This window comes from Parafrankia sp. EAN1pec, assembly GCF_000018005.1.
In the GTDB taxonomy this organism is placed as follows: domain Bacteria; phylum Actinomycetota; class Actinomycetes; order Frankiales; family Frankiaceae; genus Parafrankia; species Parafrankia soli.
Genome location: NC_009921.1, coordinates 3,841,377 through 3,860,757, shown reverse-complemented (window position 1 = coordinate 3,860,757; position 19,381 = coordinate 3,841,377). Strand labels below are relative to the sequence as shown.

11 protein-coding genes are annotated in these 19,381 nt (G+C 70.5%); 7 read left to right on the top strand and 4 right to left on the bottom strand.

The annotated features are described in order from the left end of the window. Positions 1–110: 110 nt before the first annotated feature. The gene (locus FRANEAN1_RS15810) at positions 111–1,076 is read right to left on the bottom strand and encodes a TIGR03621 family F420-dependent LLM class oxidoreductase (RefSeq protein ID WP_041255969.1); all 966 of its coding nucleotides are present in this window, start codon (positions 1,074–1,076) and stop codon (positions 111–113) included. 690 nt (positions 1,077–1,766) lie between these two features. Here FRANEAN1_RS15810 and FRANEAN1_RS15805 point away from each other — a divergent pair. From FRANEAN1_RS15805 to FRANEAN1_RS15795, 3 genes are all read left to right on the top strand, one after another. Beyond that, positions 1,767–2,582, top strand: coding sequence for a mycofactocin-coupled SDR family oxidoreductase (locus FRANEAN1_RS15805; RefSeq protein ID WP_020460805.1), 816 nt, complete (start codon positions 1,767–1,769; stop codon positions 2,580–2,582). A gap of 153 nt (positions 2,583–2,735) precedes the next feature. Then, positions 2,736–5,789, top strand: a complete 3,054-nt coding sequence (locus tag FRANEAN1_RS15800; protein ID WP_020460804.1) for a glycoside hydrolase family 2 TIM barrel-domain containing protein — start codon at positions 2,736–2,738, stop codon at positions 5,787–5,789. Between the two features lie 88 nt (positions 5,790–5,877). Further along, a complete protein-coding gene (locus tag FRANEAN1_RS15795; protein WP_347177162.1) occupies positions 5,878–6,960 on the top strand; it encodes a LacI family DNA-binding transcriptional regulator in 1,083 nt (360 codons plus the stop codon). Positions 6,961–7,023: 63 nt separating this feature from the next. Here the strand turns inward: FRANEAN1_RS15795 and uidA are convergent, their stop codons facing one another. From uidA to FRANEAN1_RS15780, 3 genes are all read right to left on the bottom strand, one after another. Continuing rightward, positions 7,024–8,820: a beta-glucuronidase gene (gene uidA, locus FRANEAN1_RS15790; protein ID WP_020460802.1), complete on the bottom strand. Its 1,797-nt coding sequence runs from the start codon at positions 8,818–8,820 to the stop codon at positions 7,024–7,026. A 30-nt stretch (positions 8,821–8,850) separates the two neighbouring features. Continuing rightward, positions 8,851–10,068: a family 1 glycosylhydrolase gene (locus FRANEAN1_RS15785; RefSeq protein WP_041254228.1), complete on the bottom strand. Its 1,218-nt coding sequence runs from the start codon at positions 10,066–10,068 to the stop codon at positions 8,851–8,853. 137 nt (positions 10,069–10,205) lie between these two features. Beyond that, on the bottom strand, positions 10,206–10,697 hold the full coding sequence (locus tag FRANEAN1_RS15780; RefSeq protein ID WP_020460800.1) for a MarR family transcriptional regulator: 492 nt from the start codon (positions 10,695–10,697) through the stop codon (positions 10,206–10,208). 120 nt (positions 10,698–10,817) lie between these two features. Here FRANEAN1_RS15780 and FRANEAN1_RS15775 point away from each other — a divergent pair, with 120 nt between their 5' ends. The 4 genes from FRANEAN1_RS15775 (at position 10,818) to FRANEAN1_RS15760 (ending at position 19,380) form a co-directional block, all read left to right on the top strand. Next, entirely contained in the window at positions 10,818–12,551 is a 1,734-nt protein-coding gene (locus tag FRANEAN1_RS15775; RefSeq protein ID WP_020460799.1) for an ABC transporter ATP-binding protein, read from the top strand. After that, positions 12,548–14,575, top strand: a complete 2,028-nt coding sequence (locus FRANEAN1_RS15770) for an ABC transporter ATP-binding protein (protein ID WP_020460798.1) — start codon at positions 12,548–12,550, stop codon at positions 14,573–14,575. The genes FRANEAN1_RS15775 and FRANEAN1_RS15770 overlap by 4 nt, the downstream gene beginning before the upstream one ends. Before the next feature lie 138 nt (positions 14,576–14,713). Beyond that, on the top strand, positions 14,714–16,480 hold the full coding sequence (locus FRANEAN1_RS15765; protein ID WP_020460797.1) for a glycoside hydrolase family 3 N-terminal domain-containing protein: 1,767 nt from the start codon (positions 14,714–14,716) through the stop codon (positions 16,478–16,480). Positions 16,481–17,148: 668 nt separating this feature from the next. Then, on the top strand, positions 17,149–19,380 hold the full coding sequence (locus FRANEAN1_RS15760; RefSeq protein ID WP_049795950.1) for an MFS transporter: 2,232 nt from the start codon (positions 17,149–17,151) through the stop codon (positions 19,378–19,380). The last annotated feature ends 1 nt before the right edge of the window (position 19,381 follow it).

Below are 19,381 nucleotides of genomic sequence, written 5' to 3'. Positions count from 1 at the left end.
CGGCACGTCAAGTTCGTCGCCGAGTCCGCCCGCTGACCGCCCGGTGGCGCGAACGCCGGGCGCCAGCTGGCCGTAGCGCCGCCCGGTCAGCGGGCGGCGTAGCGTCCAGCTCATTTCCCCCGCAGCCGCTCGGCCAGAGGCGCGAACGTGTCGATGGCGTTCTGGGGAACGGTCACATAGTTCGTGCCGAGCTCCTCCCGGTTGGCGCGCAGCCGCTGCTCCATCTCGTCGAGCGTGCCGACCAGAACGTTGGGGTGCTCGGGGAGCACCGACGCGTCGACCGAGATCCAGCTGGCGATCTCGTTGTACGCCGAATCGCGGTCCTCCGTCAGAATGGTGAAGTAGGGCGATCCTTCGATCTCGATCTCGTCCAGGCGCTCGCCGGCGGCAGCACGCACCACCTCGTACCGGTGCACCGCCTCCTGCCTGGGGGTGAGGCCGGAGGCGTTCAGCGGGTCGAAGGGCACGTTGCCGATACTGACGATGTCGGCCTCCCTGGCCGCCAGCGAGAGCATGCGCTTCCGATTCCCGCCGATCATCAGCGGGATGTGCGGCTTCTGGGCGGGCCGCGGCAGCCCCCGGTAGCCGTGGACATCGACGTGCTCGCCGCTGAGGTCGATCGGCTCACCGGACCAGTGCGCCCTGAACAGGGCGATCACCTCCTCAAGCTTGTCGACCCGCTCCTTGCCGGGCAGGAAGGGGATGCCGAGGGCCTTGTACTCGTTGACCTGTACTCCGGCGCCGATACCCATCTCGAGCCGGCCCTCGGAGAGCAGATCGATGGTCGCGGCCTCCTTCGCCAGGGCCGCGGGCACGTGGTAGTCGATGCAGAAGACCCGGCAGCCGACCCGCAGGGTCGAGGTGACCGCGGCGGCGGCGACCATCGCCGAGACCGGCGCCAGGTGCTGCGGCGGCATGCTGCAGGCCCGGGCCGCGGGGCCCGGCCCGAGGTAGTGGTCCGCGACGAAGAGCGTCGAGTACCCGAGGGCCTCAGCCTTGCGGGCCAGGTCGTACCACTCGCGGCCCGAGGTGGCGCGCGTGCCCTGTACAGCGAAGCGGAACGGCTTCTGGTTCATCGTGACCACCTGGATCTTCAGTCGGATTCCGCGGACTGGGGCCCCGCCGTGGTTGTGGAGCGGTCTGGCCGGAGCAGGAGCCGCCATCCGCCCTCTGTTGATCTCGAAGGCCACGCCGCGGCGCCCGCGGCCCACACCGCCTCCGATACTGAACACCTGTATAGCAGAAGACGTGAGGGCGGTGACCCCAATGCAATGACGCTTTCGGTGAGACAATGGAAGCCAAGAGTCACAATATCGACCGTGCGGGTCGCGGACGGGGAACGGGAGGGCACTCCGAGAGCTCACCATGGCGCACAGCGAGGGATGGGAGGCGAAGGGCGACCCCGCCCGGGTTTCGGTTGACGCGATGCGCCCGCGGTGCTGAACTAGCGTTCAATGGCCGAGGGAGGCCGATTCGTCCCGCTTGGGTGTCGGCTGGGCAGGAGGCGATCACGGCGTGGCGGTCATGACGCGCCTTTCGCACGGCGGGATCCGGTTCCCGGAACTCGGCCCTGCCGTCACGAGATGCCGCCGGGCCGGCCGGTCACCGAGACCGTCCACCCGCCCAGCCGGGGGGTCGCTGTCGCGGGTCGGCACGTTCCCGTGACCTCGCTGGCCGGCGGGCCGTCCCGTCTCCGTCATGCGCCTTATTCGACCTGGTCGGCGCTGGTTCCCGAATCGGCACACCACTATCCGAGGAGATTGTTCATGGGAAAGCTCGAAGGCAAGGTCGCTTTCATCACCGGCGCCGCGCGCGGCCAGGGCCGCAGCCACGCGATCCGTCTGGCGCAGGAAGGCGCCGACATCATCGCGGTGGACATCTGCGCCCAGGTGGAGTCGGTGCCTTACCCGATGGCGACTCCGGACGACCTCGAACACACCGTGAAGGCGGTCGAAGCGACAGGCAGGCGGATCGTCACCCGGCAGGTCGACGTCCGCGACGTGTCCGCGCTACGGCAGGCCTTCGAGGAGGGCACCGCTGAGCTGGGCCCGGTCGACATCGTTCTGGCGAACGCCGGCATCGGCCCGGGCGGGGCGGCGGCCGACGAGCAGCAGTGGGATGACGTCATCAGCGTCAACCTCACCGGCGTGTGGAACACCGGCCGCGTGGCGATCCCGTCGATGATCGAACGGGGCCAGGGCGGGGCGATCGTGCTGACCAGCTCCGCGGGCGGCCTGATCGGCGTGGGCATCGCCGCCTCGGGGTTCCTGGGATACACCGCGGCCAAGCACGGCGTCGTCGGGCTGATGCGGTCGTGGGCCAACTACCTGGCGCCGCACAACATCCGGGTGAACAGCATCGCCCCGACCACGGTGCGCACACCCATGGCCAACAACGGGGACGTGGCCAGCATCATCGCACACGCGCCGGAGCTCGCCCGCGGGCTGACCAACGCGCTGCCCGTCGAGGCGGTGGACCCGGTCGACATCTCGAACGCCATTCTCTACCTGGTGTCGGATGACGGCCGCTACGTGACCGGCACGGTGCTCCCCGTCGATGCCGGCCAGGTGAACCTGCGGTAGCCACCCATCCATGCCCTCGCCCGGGCCCGGGCCTCGGGTTCGGGCCGATACCGCGAGCGCCGACTGGCAACAGATGGCAACTGCTCGGCTTCGGGCGTGCCGGCACGAGGTAATGCGTTGCCGGTGACAGGTCGAGGCGAGGCGAGGGTGGGCATGACTGGGACCGACTTCACCGCAGTGCCGTGGGAGGACAGCGGCTTCCAGGCCCTGGGTCGGCTGCCGATGCATTCGATCAGGCGACCCGCCGAGGTCGAGCTGGACGGGGTGTGGGACTTCCAGTTGCTGGACAGCCCGACCGCGCCCCCCGGTGCGGAGTGGAAGCGCGCCGACGTCCCCGGCCTCTGGACGATGAGCGAGGCCGGCGACCCGGCGCACTACACGAATGTCCGGATGCCGTTCGACGAGACGCCCCCGCGCATCCCGGCGCGCAACCCCACCGGGGTCTACCGGCGTTCCTTCGAGCTGCGCCCCGCCGCGGGCCGCCGGGCGATCCTGCATGTCGGGGCGGCGGAGGGCCTGCTGCGGGTGTTCGTGAACGGGCGCGCGATCGGCGTCTCCACTGACTCGCATCTCGCCGCCGAGTTCGACATCACCGAGGCCTGTGTCGCCGGCGGACGGGACCGGCACACGGTGGAGCTGGTGATCTCCAAGTGGTCGTCGGTCTCCTATCTCGAGGACCAGGATCACTGGTGGCAGTCGGGTATCACCCGGTCGGTGTACGTCTACACGCTCCCGGAGATCCGGCTGGCCGACCTGGCTGTCGTCGCCGACTTCGATCCCGAGGCGCGTCGCGGGACGCTGCGCCTGGAGGTGTCGACCGCCGGTCTCGACCACCTGCCGGAACTCGCGTGGACCGTGCGGGTCGACGTCCTGGGGCGCCGATCGACGCTGCCGGTCACCCCCTGCTCCCCGGCTCCGGGACTCCCACCGCCCTGGGACGACCGGTCGGTCCGGCCCGAGCCCCGCGTCCCGGCCGACTTCATGAGCCTGGTCTCCCAGATAGCCGCGGACGCCCCGATCCCGCCGAGGTGGTCGGCGGCGGTTCCGTCCCTGAGACGCAGCCTCGCGCCCCGGCGGCCTGCCGGCACCGCCACGCTCCACCTCGACGGCCTCGAGGTGGAGCCGTGGTCGGCCGAGTCTCCCCATCTGGAGGATCTCGTCGTCGCGCTCGTCTCCCCCGGCGGCGAGGTCGTGGACGAGACCCGCACCAGGATCGGCTTCCGGCGGGTCCGGATCGAGGGCCGGGATCTGCTGGTCAACGGCGGACGGATCCTCATCCAGGGGGTGAACCGCCACGACACGGACGCCCGCACCGGCCGGGTTCTCTCGGCGCGGACGATGCTCGCGGAGCTCTCCCTGCTCAAACGGTTCAACGTGAACGCGATCCGCACCTCGCACTATCCCAACGACCCGCGCCTGCTGGAGCTGTGTGACGAGCTCGGCTTCTACGTCGTCGACGAGGCGGACATCGAGGCGCACGCCTTCGCCAACGCGATCTGCGACGATCCGCGCTACCTGCCGGCTTTCCTCGACCGGGTGTCGCGGATGACGCTGCGCGACCGCAACCATCCGAGCGTGATCGTCTGGTCGCTCGGCAACGAGACGGGCTACGGAGCGAACCACGACGCCGCCGCCGGATGGCTGCGCCGCTTCGACCCGACCCGCCCCCTGCACTACGAGGGGGCGATCGCCCTCGACTGGCACGGCGGCCGGGCCGCGACCGACATCGTCTGCCCGATGTACCCCTCGTTCGAGGCGCTGGCCGCCTTCTCCGCCGATCCGCGGGCCGACCGTCCGGTGATCCTGTGCGAGTACGCCTACTCGCAGGGGAACTCGACCGGAGGGCTGGCCGAGTACTGGGAGATGTTCGAGACGCTGCCCGGCCTGCAGGGCGGGTTCATCTGGGAGTTCAAGGACCATTCCCTCGATCCCGCGGGCGACGGCGGGTACCGCTACGGCGGCGACTTCGGGGACGTCCCCCACGACGGCGCGACCCTGGTGAACGGCATCGTCTTTCCCGACCTCACCCCCCAGCCCGCGCTGTACGAGGCACGCGGCCTGTTCAGCCCGGTACGGATCGTCTCGGACGCCGCGGCCGCGCTCGCGGGGGCGATCGGCATCCGCAACCGCCAGTCCTTCAACGACCTGAGCGCCTACGTCCTGGAACTACAGGTGGAGAACGACCGGTCGACGGACCCGGTCACCGTCGACGTGCCGGACGTCGCGCCCGGGGCGACCGGGACCATCGAGCTGCCCGACCCGATCCGCAAGCTGCTCGGGTCCGCACCGCCGTTGGCCCTGACCCTGACCGTGCGGACCAGGCAGGGCGCGCGGTGGGCACCGGCGGGCACCGTCGTCGCCGCACACCAGATCACCTTCCCGCGGCCGCCGGTCGCCCTGCTGTCCGCCCCGGTTCCCGACGCCCTCCGCGTCGACCAGGACGGGTCCGTCGTACACCCCCTGCTGCGGCGCGCCCCGGCACTGTGCCTGTGGCGGGCAGTCACCGACAACGACAAGTCCTTCTCCCTCGACCAGCGCTTCGTCCGCTCCGGCTTCTTCCGCCTCACCCCCGGGGCAGTCACGGCCGAAGCGGACGGGGGCAGCCTGACGATCACCACCGCCTACGCCACCGCGTTCGGCACCGAGGTGACGCACCGCCGCGTCATCAGCGCGCTGGCCGAGCACGACTACCGGTTCGACGAGCACGTCCAGCTGCCCGCGGACACCGAGGACGCGCTGCGGGTCGGCGTGGAGTTCGAGCTCACGCCCGGTTTCGACGACGCCCGCTGGGTCGGGCTCGGGCCGTGGGAGAACTACCCCGACCGCCGCTCCTCCGCGCTCCTCGGCTCCTGGCGGGAACGCATCGACGACCTGGCCGTGCCCTACCTCGTTCCGCAGGAGAACGGCGGGCGCGGGGCGGTGAGCGAGCTGTGCCTGAGCGGTCCGGCCGGCACCGTGCGCACCTTCCACCCGACGCCGGTGCAGATGGCCGTCGGCCGGCATCGCGTCGATCAGCTCGAGGCCGCGGCCCACTGGTGGGAGCTCCCGCCCAGCGACGTCACCGTCGTCCACCTCGACGTGGCGCACCGGGGTGTCGGCACCGCCCAGCTGGGCCCGGACACCCGTCCCCGTCACCGCCTCACCGACCACGAGTACACATGGACGTGGCGGCTACGGCTCGAGTCGGCCGCCGGGGCCGCGGTCTGACCCGCGCCGATCCAGCAGTCGCCATCTGTTTTCGCCGGATTGAGAGCTTTACCCTGCATCAATGCACCAGCGTCCGACGATCTATGATGTGGCCCGCGAGGCGGGGGTCGCCACGTCCACCGTCTCGCGGGCCTACGCCCGTCCCGGCCGGGTGGCGGCCGAGACCGCCCGCAGGATCTTCGAGGCGGCCGAGCGGCTCGGCTACCGGAGCAGCCGCCTGGACGGGGGTGGCCCCGCCACCGGGGCGACGAAGACGATCGGGCTGGTCATCTCCGACGTCACGAACCCCTACTACAACGAGATCATTCGAGGCGCCCACGCCGCCGCCGAGCAGGCCGGTTATCTGCTGCTGCTCACCCACACCAGCGAGTCCGCGGCGGTGGAGCGGTGGACCCTCGAACGGGAGCTGTCCCAGGTGGACGGCTTCGTCATCGCCAGCTCACGGATGAGCGACTCGGCGCTGCGGATGACAGCCAAGCAGAAGGCCGTCATCCTGCTCAACCGCACGATCCCCGAGGTCAGCTGTGTGGTGCCGGACAACAGCCACGGGATCCGCCAGGCCGCCAGTCACCTGCGCGCGCTCGGCCACGACAGCGTCCTCTACCTGGCCGGCCCGGAGACGAGCTGGTCGGACGGGATCCGCTGGCGCGCCTTACGGGAGGCCGGCCCGGACCTGGAGCTGGAGATCCGGCGGCTCGGCCCCAACGTTCCCACCATGCGCTCCGGTTTCCAGGCCGCGCGCCGGATCGCGGAGATCGGAGCGGGCGCGGTCATCGCCTACAACGACCAGCTCGCCATCGGCGTGATCAAGGGGCTGATCAGCCTGGGCCTCACCGTGCCGCACGATGTCAGCATCGTGGGCTTCGACAACATCGTCTTCGACGAGATCGTCGCACCCGGGTTGACCACCGTCGCGGCGCCGCTTCACCAGATGGGCGCGACGGGCGTGCGCAACTGCGTCGCCGTGGCACGCGGACGGCGCCCGTCCGGATCGCCGCTGGTGCTGCCGACGACCCTCGTCGAACGAGGCTCCACGGCTGCCCGCCGCGGGCTCTGTTCCCGCCGTCTCGCAGGAGGCCGGGTCGCGCCGGGAGGGCCCGCAAGGTCGGGTCTGCCAGCCGGCGCCTCCGAGGCGGTCGCCGCGGTGGCGCCCCGCGCCGGGGCATCCTGAGGACCGGTACCGGCCGGCGCACACGGACCGGCCACCGCCCCGGTGGCCCGGCCCGCGCCGGCCTCAGTTCTTGCCGCGCCAGCGGCGGCGCAGTGTGTGGGCGGCGGACTTCGGGTGGCGGTCCCGGGTGAAGACTCCCTTCTTGTTCCCGTCCACCCGGAAGATCGCCGACTTCGTGGCGAAGTCGGCGAAGTTCCACACATGCTCGCCGATCACGGCGTCGATCCGGTCGAAGACGCGGTGGTTCATCTCCAGGTACTCGGCCTGGTACTCCTCGCTCCACGGCTGCGGCGTGACCTGGTGGAGGCCGGTGATGGTGTCGGCCCCGTACTCGGTGATGATGATCGGCTTGCCCTCGGCCGCCCAGCCCTCGAGTTCGGCCTGCCAGGCCGTCTCCGCACCTGCCAGGTCACCGGTGTTCAGGTACCAGCCGTAGTACCGGTTGAGCATGATCACATCGGAGAACTGCATGACCAGGTCCATCCCGGGCCGCGCCAGCAACATGTTCACGAAGCCCACCGGCCGGGTCGGGTCGAGTTCGCGGGTGAGCGCGAACAACGGCTCGAAGTAGTCCCGGGACGCCTCGGTGGTCGACTCCGGCTCGTTGGCGACGCTCCAGAGCACGACGCACGGATGGTTCTTGTCCCGGGCGACGAGTTCCCGGATGGCCTGGGCATGGACGTCGCGGCTGGCATCGTTGATCGTCTCCGGCGAGAAGGTCGGATACGGGCGCGACCCGACGATGCCGCCGCCGACCCCGGTGTTCTGGCCGACGGCCGCCGTCTCGTCGATCACGACGATCCCGTGGCGATCGGCGTGGTCGAGCACCTCCTCGGCGTACGGATAGTGCGACGTCCGGAACGAGTTCGCGCCGATCCACTCCATCAGGGCGAAGTCGTGGACCAGGAAAACGTCGTCATGGCCCTTGCCCCGGATCGGCAGATCCTCGTGCTTGCCGAACCCGGTGAAATAGAACGGCTCGCCGTTGATCAGGAAATTCGTGCCGTCGATCTCCACCGTGCGGATGCCGACCGCCAGGGTGTAGTCGTCGACCAGCTCGCCGCCGTCGGCTAGTTCCACCCGCAGGGTGTAGAGGTATCCCGCACCCGGCTGCCACGGCCGCACGCCCTCGACCGTCAGGACACCCGAGGCGCCGGTGGACCGCGCCACCTCGGCTCCCTCCGCGTCCTCGAGCACCGCGCGAATCTGCCGGACCGCGTCGCCGGCGGCCTCGCCGGCACCAGCCACCTCGACGCGGTAGTCGACAGTGCCGACGGCTCCGTCGAGTCCGGTCACGACGGTGATGTCGTCAATGTGGTCCGGCGAGGTGCAGTAGAGCCAGACCGGCCGGTGCAGGCCTGCGTAGTTGAAGAAGTCGTGGAAGTAGTTCTGCCGGCGGCCGGAGGGGGTGTCCTCGACCACTCCCGGCGGTACCGACTGCCAGGTCAGCTCGTTGTTCACCACCGCTGTCACCCGGATCTCCCGGCCCGGCCGCGCGTACGCGGTGATGTCCGCCTCGAACGGGGTGTAGCCACCCTCGTGGCTGGCGACCTCCACGTCGTCCACCCAGACCACCGCGCGGTGGGTCGCCGAGTCGAAACGCAGCACGACCCGCTGTCCCGCCCAGCCCCGCGGGACACGCACCGTCGTCTGATACCAGGCGTCACCGATGTGGTCCCGTACCCCCGCGTCGACGAGGACGTCGTTGTAGCTGGCCGGCACGGGCATCTCGCGTGCCTCGGGCAGGCGGCCCTGCCACCAGCCCGCCTCGCGCCCGACCCCGGCCGGGTCGAGGCGGAACGCCCACAACCCGCTCAGGTTCCTGCGCTCACGCGTGGCAGTGTCCCGGGGACGCAACATGAACTTCCTTCCTTCTTTTTTCCTGGGCCGTCAGACGAGTCCGTTGGCGCGCGCGACCGCGCCGAGCCAGCGCGCCGACGGCTTCACCGCCCGCGCGAAGTTCGTCCGGTCGACCGCGATCAGGCCGAAGGTCATCGCGAAGCCGGACGTCCACTCGAAGTTGTCGAGCAGCGTCCAGTGCAGGTAGCCGCGCACGTCGACGCCGTCGGCGACGGCAGCGGCCAGGCCATGCAGGGCGGCGCGGGTGTAAGCGACGCGGGCGTCGTCGTCATCGGTGGCCATGCCGTTCTCGGTGACCAGGATCGGGACCCTGGCGTGTTCGGCGGCGAGCCGGACCGTGTGCCCGAGCGCGGGCGGGTACACCTCCCAGCCCGTCTGCGTCGTGGCCGCGCCCTCCGGCGGCGGGAGCACCTTTTCAGACCCCACTCGTTCCCGCGTGTAGGTCTGTACACCCACGAAGTCGTCGTCCCGGGACACCTCGAGCCAGTCGAGCTCGGCCGCCTGGCGCACCGCCAGCTGACGCTGCTCGCCGCCTTCGGCCGCCTGGATGTCGATCAGGGCCAGCGTCCAGCCCACCGCCGGGTTGCCGGGACCGGATTTGATCGCCTCCACCGCCCTGCGGTGCACCTTGGCCATGATCTCGACGTCCGGGGGCGGCCAACCGCCGCGTTTCGGTGTCCCGGCGGGCGCCGGGGCCCTGAGGGCCTCCGCCAGCCCGAGACCGTCCTCGCGGGCGGCAGCCGGCGCGACCCGCAGGTGCAGCAACAACGAGATGACGTTCGACTCGTTGAGGGTGCACACCCAGGGCACCAGATCGCCGATGTGCGCGGTCAACCGGGCCGCGTACCGGGCGAACTGGTCCGGGGCCGCCGGGTTGCTCCACCCGCCGGCCGCGGCGAACCACCGGGGCAACGAGAAATGACTGTAGGTCACCACCGGTGTCACGCCGTGCTCAAGGCAGGTGGCCACCATGCGCCGGTAGTGGTCGAGCGCGGCGCGGGAGAAGTACCCCTCCTCGGGCTCGACCCTCGCCCACTCGACCCCGAACCGGTAGGCGTTCAGGCCCAGCCCCGCCAGAGTGGCGATGTCCTGCGGATACCGGTGGTAGTGGTCGCAGGCGTCCCCGGACGGCTCGGCGAACGTCGAGTTCGGCATCCACTCGGAGCGCCACATCTCCGAGCCGACGTTACCGCCCTCCACCTGATGCGGGGCGGTGGCCGCCCCCCAGAGAAAGCCATCGGGAAACACCGCCCTCGACGAGTCCGTCGGGGCCTTTGAGGCAGCCGTGGTCGCCGGCGCCGCCGTGGGCGCCCCCGGCTCGGCGGGGAACTGTCGAGAGGAGTCGCGGTGGAGTGGGACGCGGGCGTTGGGCACGCGCCGAAGCGTCAGCGATCCGGAAGCCGATCAGCAACGGGTTGCCACAAGTTGCCCGCCGGATCGCCGACCGGATCGGGCCGGCGGCGGTCGAGCAGGGCGGCCAGGGTGGTGAGCGCGTCCTTCAGCTGTTGGATCTCCGCCGGGTCGGTACTGCCTGTCGCCCCGGACAACGCGTCGTCGATCTGCGCCGGGGGCCGGTCCTGGGACCGCCGCAACGCCTCGGCGGTGGGACGCACGAGGGTCCGGCGGCGGTCGGCGGGGTCGGTGACCGTCTCGACGACGCCCGCCTCGCGCAACCTGGCCACGCACGCCGAGACCTGACTCTGCGGGAACTTGACCCGCGCGGTGATGTCCGAGATCGAGCTGCCCGGGTTGCCGAAGACGTCGAAGACGACCGCGCGCGTCGGGGCGGACAGCTGCCGGAGCCCGAGCTCGGGGATCGCCTGCTCACCGAGCTTCATCAGCCTGCGACCCAACTGGAACAGCTCGAATCCGTCCATGGCATCCTTACAGCAATCACTATGCATCTATCTTGATGTAACTCTGCCCGCTGGGCCAGTGTCGCAGGCGCACCGCTCCCGCCCTGCCTCCGGCCCGCTCGACCGCTGTCGGGAGACCGCGTGCTGATCCGTCTGCTGGCGCCCCATGTCCGCCCGTACCGCCGGGCGCTGGCCCTGGTGACCGTCCTCCAGCTGTTCCAGACCGCGGCCGCCCTCTATCTCCCGGACCTCAGCGCCGACGTCATCGACAAGGGCGTGCTGACCGGCGACACCGGCTACATCTGGCAGGTCGGCGGCGTCATGGTGGCGGTGTCGCTCGTCCAGCTGGTGTGCGCGATCGGGGCCGCCGTGGCGGCGACGCGGGCGGCGACGTTCCTGGCTCGTGACCTGCGTGCCGCGCTGTTCAGCCAGGTGCAGTCCTTCTCGGCGCGGGAGCTGCACCACTTCGGCGCGCCGTCGCTGGTCGTGCGGACCACGAACGACATCCAGCAGGTACAGATGCTGGTGCAGATCACTCTCACGTTCATGGTCACCGCCCCGATCATGTGCGTCGGCGGGATCGTCTTCGCCCTCGGCCAGGACGTCGGGCTGTCGCTGCTGCTCGTGGTGACCACCCCGGTGCTGGGTACGGCCGTGGTCGCGATCCTGCGCCGGCTGACGCCGCTGTCTGTCATCATGCAGGACAGCCTGGACTCGGTGAACCGGATCATGCGGGAGCAGATCACCGGCGTGCGCGTCATTCGGGCCTTCGTCCAGGAGGACCGGGAGCACGAACGGTTCGAGGCCGCGAACGCCCGGCTCACCGAGGCGTCGATCAGCGCGGGCCGGCTCATGGCACTGATCTTCCCGCTGGTCACCACCGTGACCGGCCTGGCAGGCGTCGCCGTCGTGTGGTTCGGCGCGGGGCGCATCGAGGCGGGCGCCATCGAGGTCGGTTCGCTGTCCGCTTTCCTGGGCTACGTCATGCAGGTCCTCGGAGCCGCGATCATGGCGACCTACCTGCTGCGGATGCTGCCCCGCGCCGAGGTGTCCGCCGGGCGGCTCATCGAGGTCCTCGACACCGACAGCTCCGTCGTCCCGCCGGTTCGGGCGGTGCCGATGCTCAGCCGCGCACCCCGCGTCGAGCTGCGCGAGGTGGGATTGCGCTACCCGGGCGCCGAGGCCGCCGTGCTGCGCGGCGTCAGCCTCACGGCCGCCGGCGGTGAGACGGTCGCCGTCATCGGCAGTACGGGCAGCGGCAAGAGCAGCCTGCTCAGCCTCATCCCCCGGCTGGCCGACGCCACCGAGGGCGCGGTGCTCGTCGGCGGGCGGGACGTCCGCGACCTGGACCGGGCCACACTGAGCCGGGCGATCGGCTACGTCCCGCAGCGCCCGTACCTGTTCTCCGGAACGGTGGCGACGAACCTGCGCTACGGGGACCCGGCGGCGACGGAGGACGAGGTGTGGCGGGCGCTGGAGATCGCCCAGGCGCGCGACTTCGTCGAGTCCCTCCCGGAGGGCCTCGACGCACCCGTCGCGCAGGGCGGCACGAACTTCTCGGGCGGACAGCGCCAACGGCTCGCGATCGCCCGTGCTCTCGTCGGCCGGCCCGGCATCTACCTCTTCGACGACTCGTTCTCGGCCCTCGACCACGCCACCGACGCCCGACTGCGCGCGGCACTGGCCAGGGAGACGACCGGGTCGGCCGTCGTCGTCGTCGCGCAGCGGGTGAACACCATCCGCGCCGCGGACCGGATCGTCGTCCTGGACGAGGGACGGGTGGTCGGCACCGGCAGCCATCAGGAACTGCTCGCCGGCAACGCGACCTACCGCGAGATCGTGCTGTCGCAGATGACCGAGGCGGAGGCCGCGTGAAGCGCGACGCGACCACCCGTGCCTCCGGCCCGGCGGCGGCGTACCGCGCCCTCGGCCGGTCCGACGGAAACCCCGGTACCGGTGCCGGTACCACGCGCCGCGTCTGGCGCGCGATCTCCAGCCAGCGGGCCCTCCTGCTCGGCACCGGAGGCCTCGGCATCGTCAGCGTGGTGTTCACCGCGGCGGGGCCGTGGCTGCTGGGCAGAGCCACCGACCTGGTGCTGGCAGGGTCGCTGGGCCAGGCGCTCGACCCCGGGAAGACCCGGAAGGACGCGCTCGCCGACCTGCGCGCCGACGGCCACGGCACGATCGCGCAGGTGCTCGGCGCGATCGACGTCGTTCCCGGTCAGGGCATCGACTTCGGCGCGGTAGGCCGGGTGCTGTTGTACGCGGCGCTGGTCTACCTGGCCGCGGGGGCGTGCTCGGTGGCACAGTCCTGGACGGCCAATCTCGCCGTGCAGCGCGTCGTTCGGCACCTGCGTGCCGACGTCGAGGCGAAGCTGTCCCGGGTGCCCGTCGCCTACTTCGACGGCCGCCGCCGCGGCGAGATCCTCAGCCGGGTCACCAACGACCTCGACAACCTCGGCCAGAGTCTGCAGCAGGTGCTCGCGCAGTTCGTGATCCCGCTGTTCAGCATCGTGGGAATGCTGGCCGTGATGTTCTGGATCTCCTGGATACTGGCCCTGATCGCGTTGGTCTCCGCGCCGCTGTCGCTGCTGGTCGTCATCGGGATCGGGAAGCGGGCCCAGCCGTACTTCCTGGAGCAGTGGCGGCAGACCGGGCGGCTCAACGGCCATGTCGAGGAGATGTTCACCGGGCACGGGCTGGTCAAGGCGTTCGGGCGCGAGCAGGAGGCGATGGAGGTCTTCGTCGCGGGGAACGAGGAACTGACCGAGGCGACCCGCCGCGCGCAGTCGGTCTCGAGCGCCATCCAGCCGGCGATGATGTTCATCAGCAACCTGAACTACGTCCTGGTCGCGGTGGTCGGCGGGGTACGGGTGGCCGCCGGGGCGCTGACGGTCGGCGACATCCAGGCGTTCATCCAGTACTCCCGCCAGTACAGCCAGCCCCTGGTGTACCTGGCGAGCATGGCCGGGATGGTGCAGTCCGGCCTCGCCTCCGCCGAGCGGGTCTTCGAGATCCTCGACGCCCCCGAGCAGTCGCCGGATCCCGCCGAGGTGGAGCCGCTCGCCGGGGACCCGCGCGCGGTCGGCCTGCCGCCGGTGGCCGCCGGCCGGGTGGCGTTCGAGGACGTCTCCTTCCGCTACAACCGCGACAGGCCGCTCATCGAGAACCTGTCGCTCGTCGCGGAGCCAGGGCACACGGTGGCCATCGTCGGCCCGACCGGGGCGGGCAAGACCACGCTGGTCAACCTGCTGATGCGCTTCTACGAGATCGACGGGGGGCGCATCACACTCGGTGGCGTCGACATCGCCACGATGCCGCGGGCGCGGCTGCGGGCCCGCGTCGGGATGGTGCTCCAGGACACCTGGCTGTTCGGCGGGACGATAGCCGAGAACATCGCCTACGCCAGGCCGGGCGCGACACGCGAGGACGTCGTCGCGGCGGCGGTGGCCGCCCACGCCGACCGGTTCGTCCGCACCCTTCCCGACGGCTACGACACCGTCGTCGACGACGAGGACTCCGGCATCAGCGCCGGCGAGAAGCAGCTCCTCACCATCGCCCGGGCCTTCCTGGCCGAACCCGCGGTCCTCGTGCTCGACGAGGCGACCAGCTCCGTCGACACCCGCACCGAGATGATCATCCAGGCGGCCATGGCCCGCCTCCGGAAGGGACGCACCGCCTTCGTCATCGCGCATCGGCTCTCCACCATCCGCGACGCCGACACGATCGTCGTCATGGAGGACGGCATGCTCGTCGAGCAGGGCACGCACGACGGGCTCGTCGACGCGGGCGGTGCCTACGCCCGGCTCTACGCCGCGCAGTTCACCGGCGACACGGCACAGAGCCGCCCCCGGGCCGGCGCACCCGCCGGACTGGCCGACGGCCCGAGACCGCAGTAGTGCCGCATCCGCCGGGGCATGCCGCTGTGAGAACGCGCCGGGTCCCCCACCTCCGTGCCGGACACCTGTATGTGATCATCGCCGGTCACGCCGTGCCCGCGATCCCACCGGTCACCGACACAGAAGGGAGGGAAAGGCATGCCTTCCCCCTCGGTCCCCGCCTCGGGTTCGGGAATCCCGGAGGTCAGCCTCCCCTATCAGGACACGACTCTTAGCACCGACCGGCGCGTGGCGGACCTCCTCTCCCGCCTGGACCTGGAAGCCAAAGCCGGCCTCCTGTTCCATCCCCTCGCGATGCTCGGCGGACTCGACGATCCCGGCATGTTCGGCATGCCCTCGATGCGGTCCATGCTGCACAAGCGCATCAACCACTTCAACATCGCCCTGGTGCCCTCTGCGCGGGAACTCGCGCAGTGGCACAACAAGCTCCAGGAAGAAGCACTCGGCACGCCGCTGGGCATACCGGTGACAATCTCCAGCGATCCGCGGCACTCCTTCACCGACAACCCGGCGACCGCGCTTCTGGCCGGGCCGTTCTCCCAGTGGCCCGAACCGCTCGGATTCGCCGCGATCGGCTCGACCGAGCTGGTGGGGCGCTTCGCGGACACCGTACGCCGGGAGTACCTCGCCACGGGCATCCGCGTCGCCCTGCACCCGCAGATCGACCTCGCCACCGAGCCACGCTGGTCCCGGATCTCCGGCACGTTCGGGGAGGACGCCGATCTGGCCTCCCGGCTCGCTCCCGCCTACGTGCGCGGCCTGCGGGCTGACGCCCTGGGGCCGGAGTCCGTCGCGGCCATGGCCAAGCACTTCCCGGGCGGCGGCCCGCAGAAGGACGGCGAGGACCCCCATTTCGCCTACGGCCGGGAGCAGGTCTACCCCGGGGGCCGGTTCGAGCTGCACCTCGAACCGTTCCGAGCGGTCATCGACGCGGGCGTGTCGCAGATGATGCCGTACTACGGCCTGCCCGTCGGCCTCGAGTTGGAGGAGGTGGGCTTCGCCTTCAACAAGGCTGTCGTCACCGGAATCCTGCGTGAGCAGCTCGGCTTCGACGGCATCGTGTGCACCGACTGGGGCGTCCTGACCCAGATGTCCTGGGGCGTGGAACACCTCACCTTCGAGGAGCGCATGCTGAAGGCCCTCGACGCGGGCGTGGACCAGTTCGGCGGTGAGCTGCGCCCCGACGTCCTGGTCTCCCTCGTGCGGAACGGCTCGGTCAGCGAGAGTCGTCTCGACGTCTCCGCCCGACGGATGCTGCGCGAGAAGTTCCACCTCGGCCTTTTCGACCATCCGTTCGTCGACGTCGAGCGGGCGACCGTGCTGGTCGGTTCGGAGACCGCCCGTGTAGCCGGCCTCGCCGCGCAGCAGGCCGCATACACACTGCTCAAGAACGAGGCGGACTCGCCCGCGCGGCTACCGCTGCGGCGCGGCCTGCGCGTCTACGCGGAAGGTCTCGCACCGGCGGCACTGGCGGACCGCGCGGCGGTCGTCGCCACGCCGCAGGAGGCCGACGTGGCCGTGATCAGGCTGTCGGCTCCCTTCGAGAAGCGCGGCGCGGAGGGCGAGTACGAATCCTTCTTCCACGCCGGATCCCTCGCCTTCCCCGCCGAGGAGGAGCGGCGCGTCCGGGAGATCTGCGAAACCCTTCCGACCGTGCTCGACGTCTACCTCGACCGCCCCGCCATCATCGGCGGGCTCGCCGCGGCCGCCGCCGCCGTCACGGTCAACTTCGGCGCTTCGGAGCAGGCCTGCGCCGCGGTCCTCTTCGGGGACGCGCAGCCGCAGGGAAACCTCCCCTTCGACATCCCCTCCTCCATGGCCGCCGTGGAGAACAGCCGGTCCGACACGCCCTTCGACACCACCGATCCGGCCTTTCGCTTCGGATCCGGCCTCCGATACGCATGAACGACCGCCGCTGACGGTCGATCATCATCGGGGCGAGCAGGGGCGGAACCGGTCGTTGACCGTCCGCCACTTCGTCCACCGCCCGGAAGGCCCGGCTGTGGTGCCTGCCACCGTGAGACCAACGGATGCGATCAATAGTCGCATCCGGATCTCCCGACGCCCAGGTTGACCTGATCGGCACACAACCAGGAGAGGTTCCTCCGCACCTGTCGCCACCGCAAGGAGCGTTGGCAACTCCTGGCAACAGCTCGTTCATCAAGACGACGCGCCCCACCATGACGGGATGAACACCGACCATCCCCGCGCCACGGCAGTGCGCCGCCTCTCGCATCGACGTGGGCCGCGACCTGTTCGTGTCCCGCGACGCGGAGGTCCCCGCCGTCCTGACATCGGCTAGGGCACGACAGAGGACGGCGACCTGAGGACCCCCGCTTCTTTCTGGTGACAAGCCCTGCTCCGGGGAACGCACGATCGCGGACCGGAGAATTGATGTTCGCCGTCTACTGATCGTGACCCGTCCGTCTTTGCGGAGAGATTCATGTTCAAGAACACCACGTGCTCCCCAGCCCCAGAAGGAACGCTTCGTGAGTGCACCGCCAGGTCCCTCCCACCCGAGCCCGCCGCAGGTCGCTGCGCCGGCGGGAGCTCCGGTGGCGAGTGACCAGGCGGTGTCGCCAGGCGGAGGGCCCACCGAGGCCGCGGCCTCGGTCGGGTCCCCGGCGTCGGTCGCGGGGCTGGCCTCGGGACTGATCGCCGCCGAGGCGGAACGGCGAGAACAGCAGGCGGCAGGGCGGGAGGTCCTGTTCGCGGACGAGCTGCTGCCGGGCGTGGGTGACGAGCAGTTGTCATTACGCGCGGGTCTGGCGGCCGGCGGCTCGATGACGTTCCTGACGTTGGTGACGTTGAGCGCGCTGGATGAGCTGGAGTCGGCGTCCGTCGGCGTTCTGGCACCGGATATCCGGGACTCGTTCGGCATCGGCAACGGTCTGATGGTCTTCATCTCGGCGGCGTCGGGCGCTTTCCTGGTGCTGGGCGCGCTGCCGATGGGATGGTTGGCGGACCGGTGCCGGCGCAGCCGCATCATCGGTTGGGCGGCCGTGGCTTTCTCCGTCATGGTCTTCCTGTCGGGCCTGGCGGCGAACGCGCTGCTGTTCTTCCTGGCACGGTTCGGCGTCGGCGTCGCGAAGTCGAGCAACAACGCGGTCCACGGCTCGCTGCTGGCGGACACGTATCCGATCGGCATCCGGGGCCGGATCTCGGCGGTGAACTACGGGTCCGCCCGCGCGGCCGGGGCGTTGAGCCCGCTGGTGGTCGCCGGTATCGCCACCCTCGCGGGCGGCTCGGCGGGATGGCGCTGGCCGTTCCTGGTGCTGGGGTTACCGGCGTTACTGATGGCGCTGCTGGCTTTCCGCCTGCCGGAACCGGCACGGGGTCAGCACGAGATGAAGTCGGTGCTGGGCGAGGTTCTGCACGAGGCCGACCCGATGCCCATCTCGGTCGAGGCGGCGTTCTCCCGCCTGATGCAGATCCGAACCGTCAAAAGCGCGATCCTGGCCTTCTCCGCGCTCGGCTTCGGCCTGTTCACCACAGGTGTCCTCGGCAACCTGTGGGCAGAGGACCACTACGGGATGTCGACATTTCAGCGCGGTCTCATGGGCACCCTCGGCGGGATCACGCTGTTGGTCTGCCTCCCGTTGGTGGCACCGCGCTACGACCGGCTCTACCGCAGCGACCCGGCGCGGGCGCTGCGGTTGCTGGGGCTGTGCATCGCGCCGATCGCGATCCTCCTGCCGATCCAGTGGTTCATGCCCGGGTGGGTCGGGTTCATGCTGGCCGGCGTACCTGGTGCCGCCCTGACCTCGGTGGCCTTCTCCATGGTCGGCCCCGTCCTGCAGTCGGTGGTGCCCTACCGACTGCGAGGTCTGGGCGCCGCACTGGGCGCGGTGTACGTGTTCTTCATCGGCGCCACCGGCGGCGCGGTCCTGGCAGCCGTGCTGAGCGATGCCTACGACCCCCGGGTCGCCGTCCTGCTGATCGGGATCCCCGCCCACGCCGTCGGTGCGTACCTGCTGGTCCGCGGCGCCTCCTTCATCCGCAGCGACCTGTCCCTCGTGGTCGCCGACCTGCGCGAGGAACTGGACGAACACGACCGGCAGAAGGCGGACCCGGAGAACATCCCGGTGCTGCAGGTGAACGACATCGACTTCTCCTACGGTCAGGTCCAGGTCCTGTTCGACGTCGCCTTCGAGGTGAGACGCGGCGAGACCCTGGCGCTGCTCGGCACCAACGGCGCCGGCAAGTCGACGATCCTGAAGGTCATCTGCGGTCTGGGCACCCCGTCGCGTGGGGTGGTGCGGCTTGGCGGCAGGACGATGACCTACGTCCCGCCGGAACAGCGCGGCAGATACGGCGTCCACCTGCTACCCGGCGGCAAGGGCGTCTTCCCCGCCATGACGGTTCGGGACAACCTCGAGATGGCGGCGTTCCGGTTCCGCGCCGACCAGGCCCGTCGCGACGCACGCTTCGGCTACGTCCTGGATCTTTTCCCTGACCTGAAGGACCGGCAGCGGCAGTCGGCCGGCTCCCTGTCCGGCGGACAGCAGCAGATGCTCGCGCTCGCCATGGTCCTGATGCACGATCCGGAAGTACTGCTCATCGACGAGCTCTCTCTGGGGCTCGCACCCGTGGTCGTGCAGGACCTGCTCACGGTGCTGGAGCGGCTGAAGGCCGACGGCCTCACGATCATCGTGGTCGAGCAGTCCCTGAACATCGCCCTCGCGATCGCCGACCGCGCCGTGTTCCTCGAAAAGGGCCAGGTCCGCTTCACCGGGCCGGCGCGTGAGCTCGCCGAACGCGACGACCTCGCCCGCGCCGTGTTCCTCGGCAAGGAAGGCGGCTGAC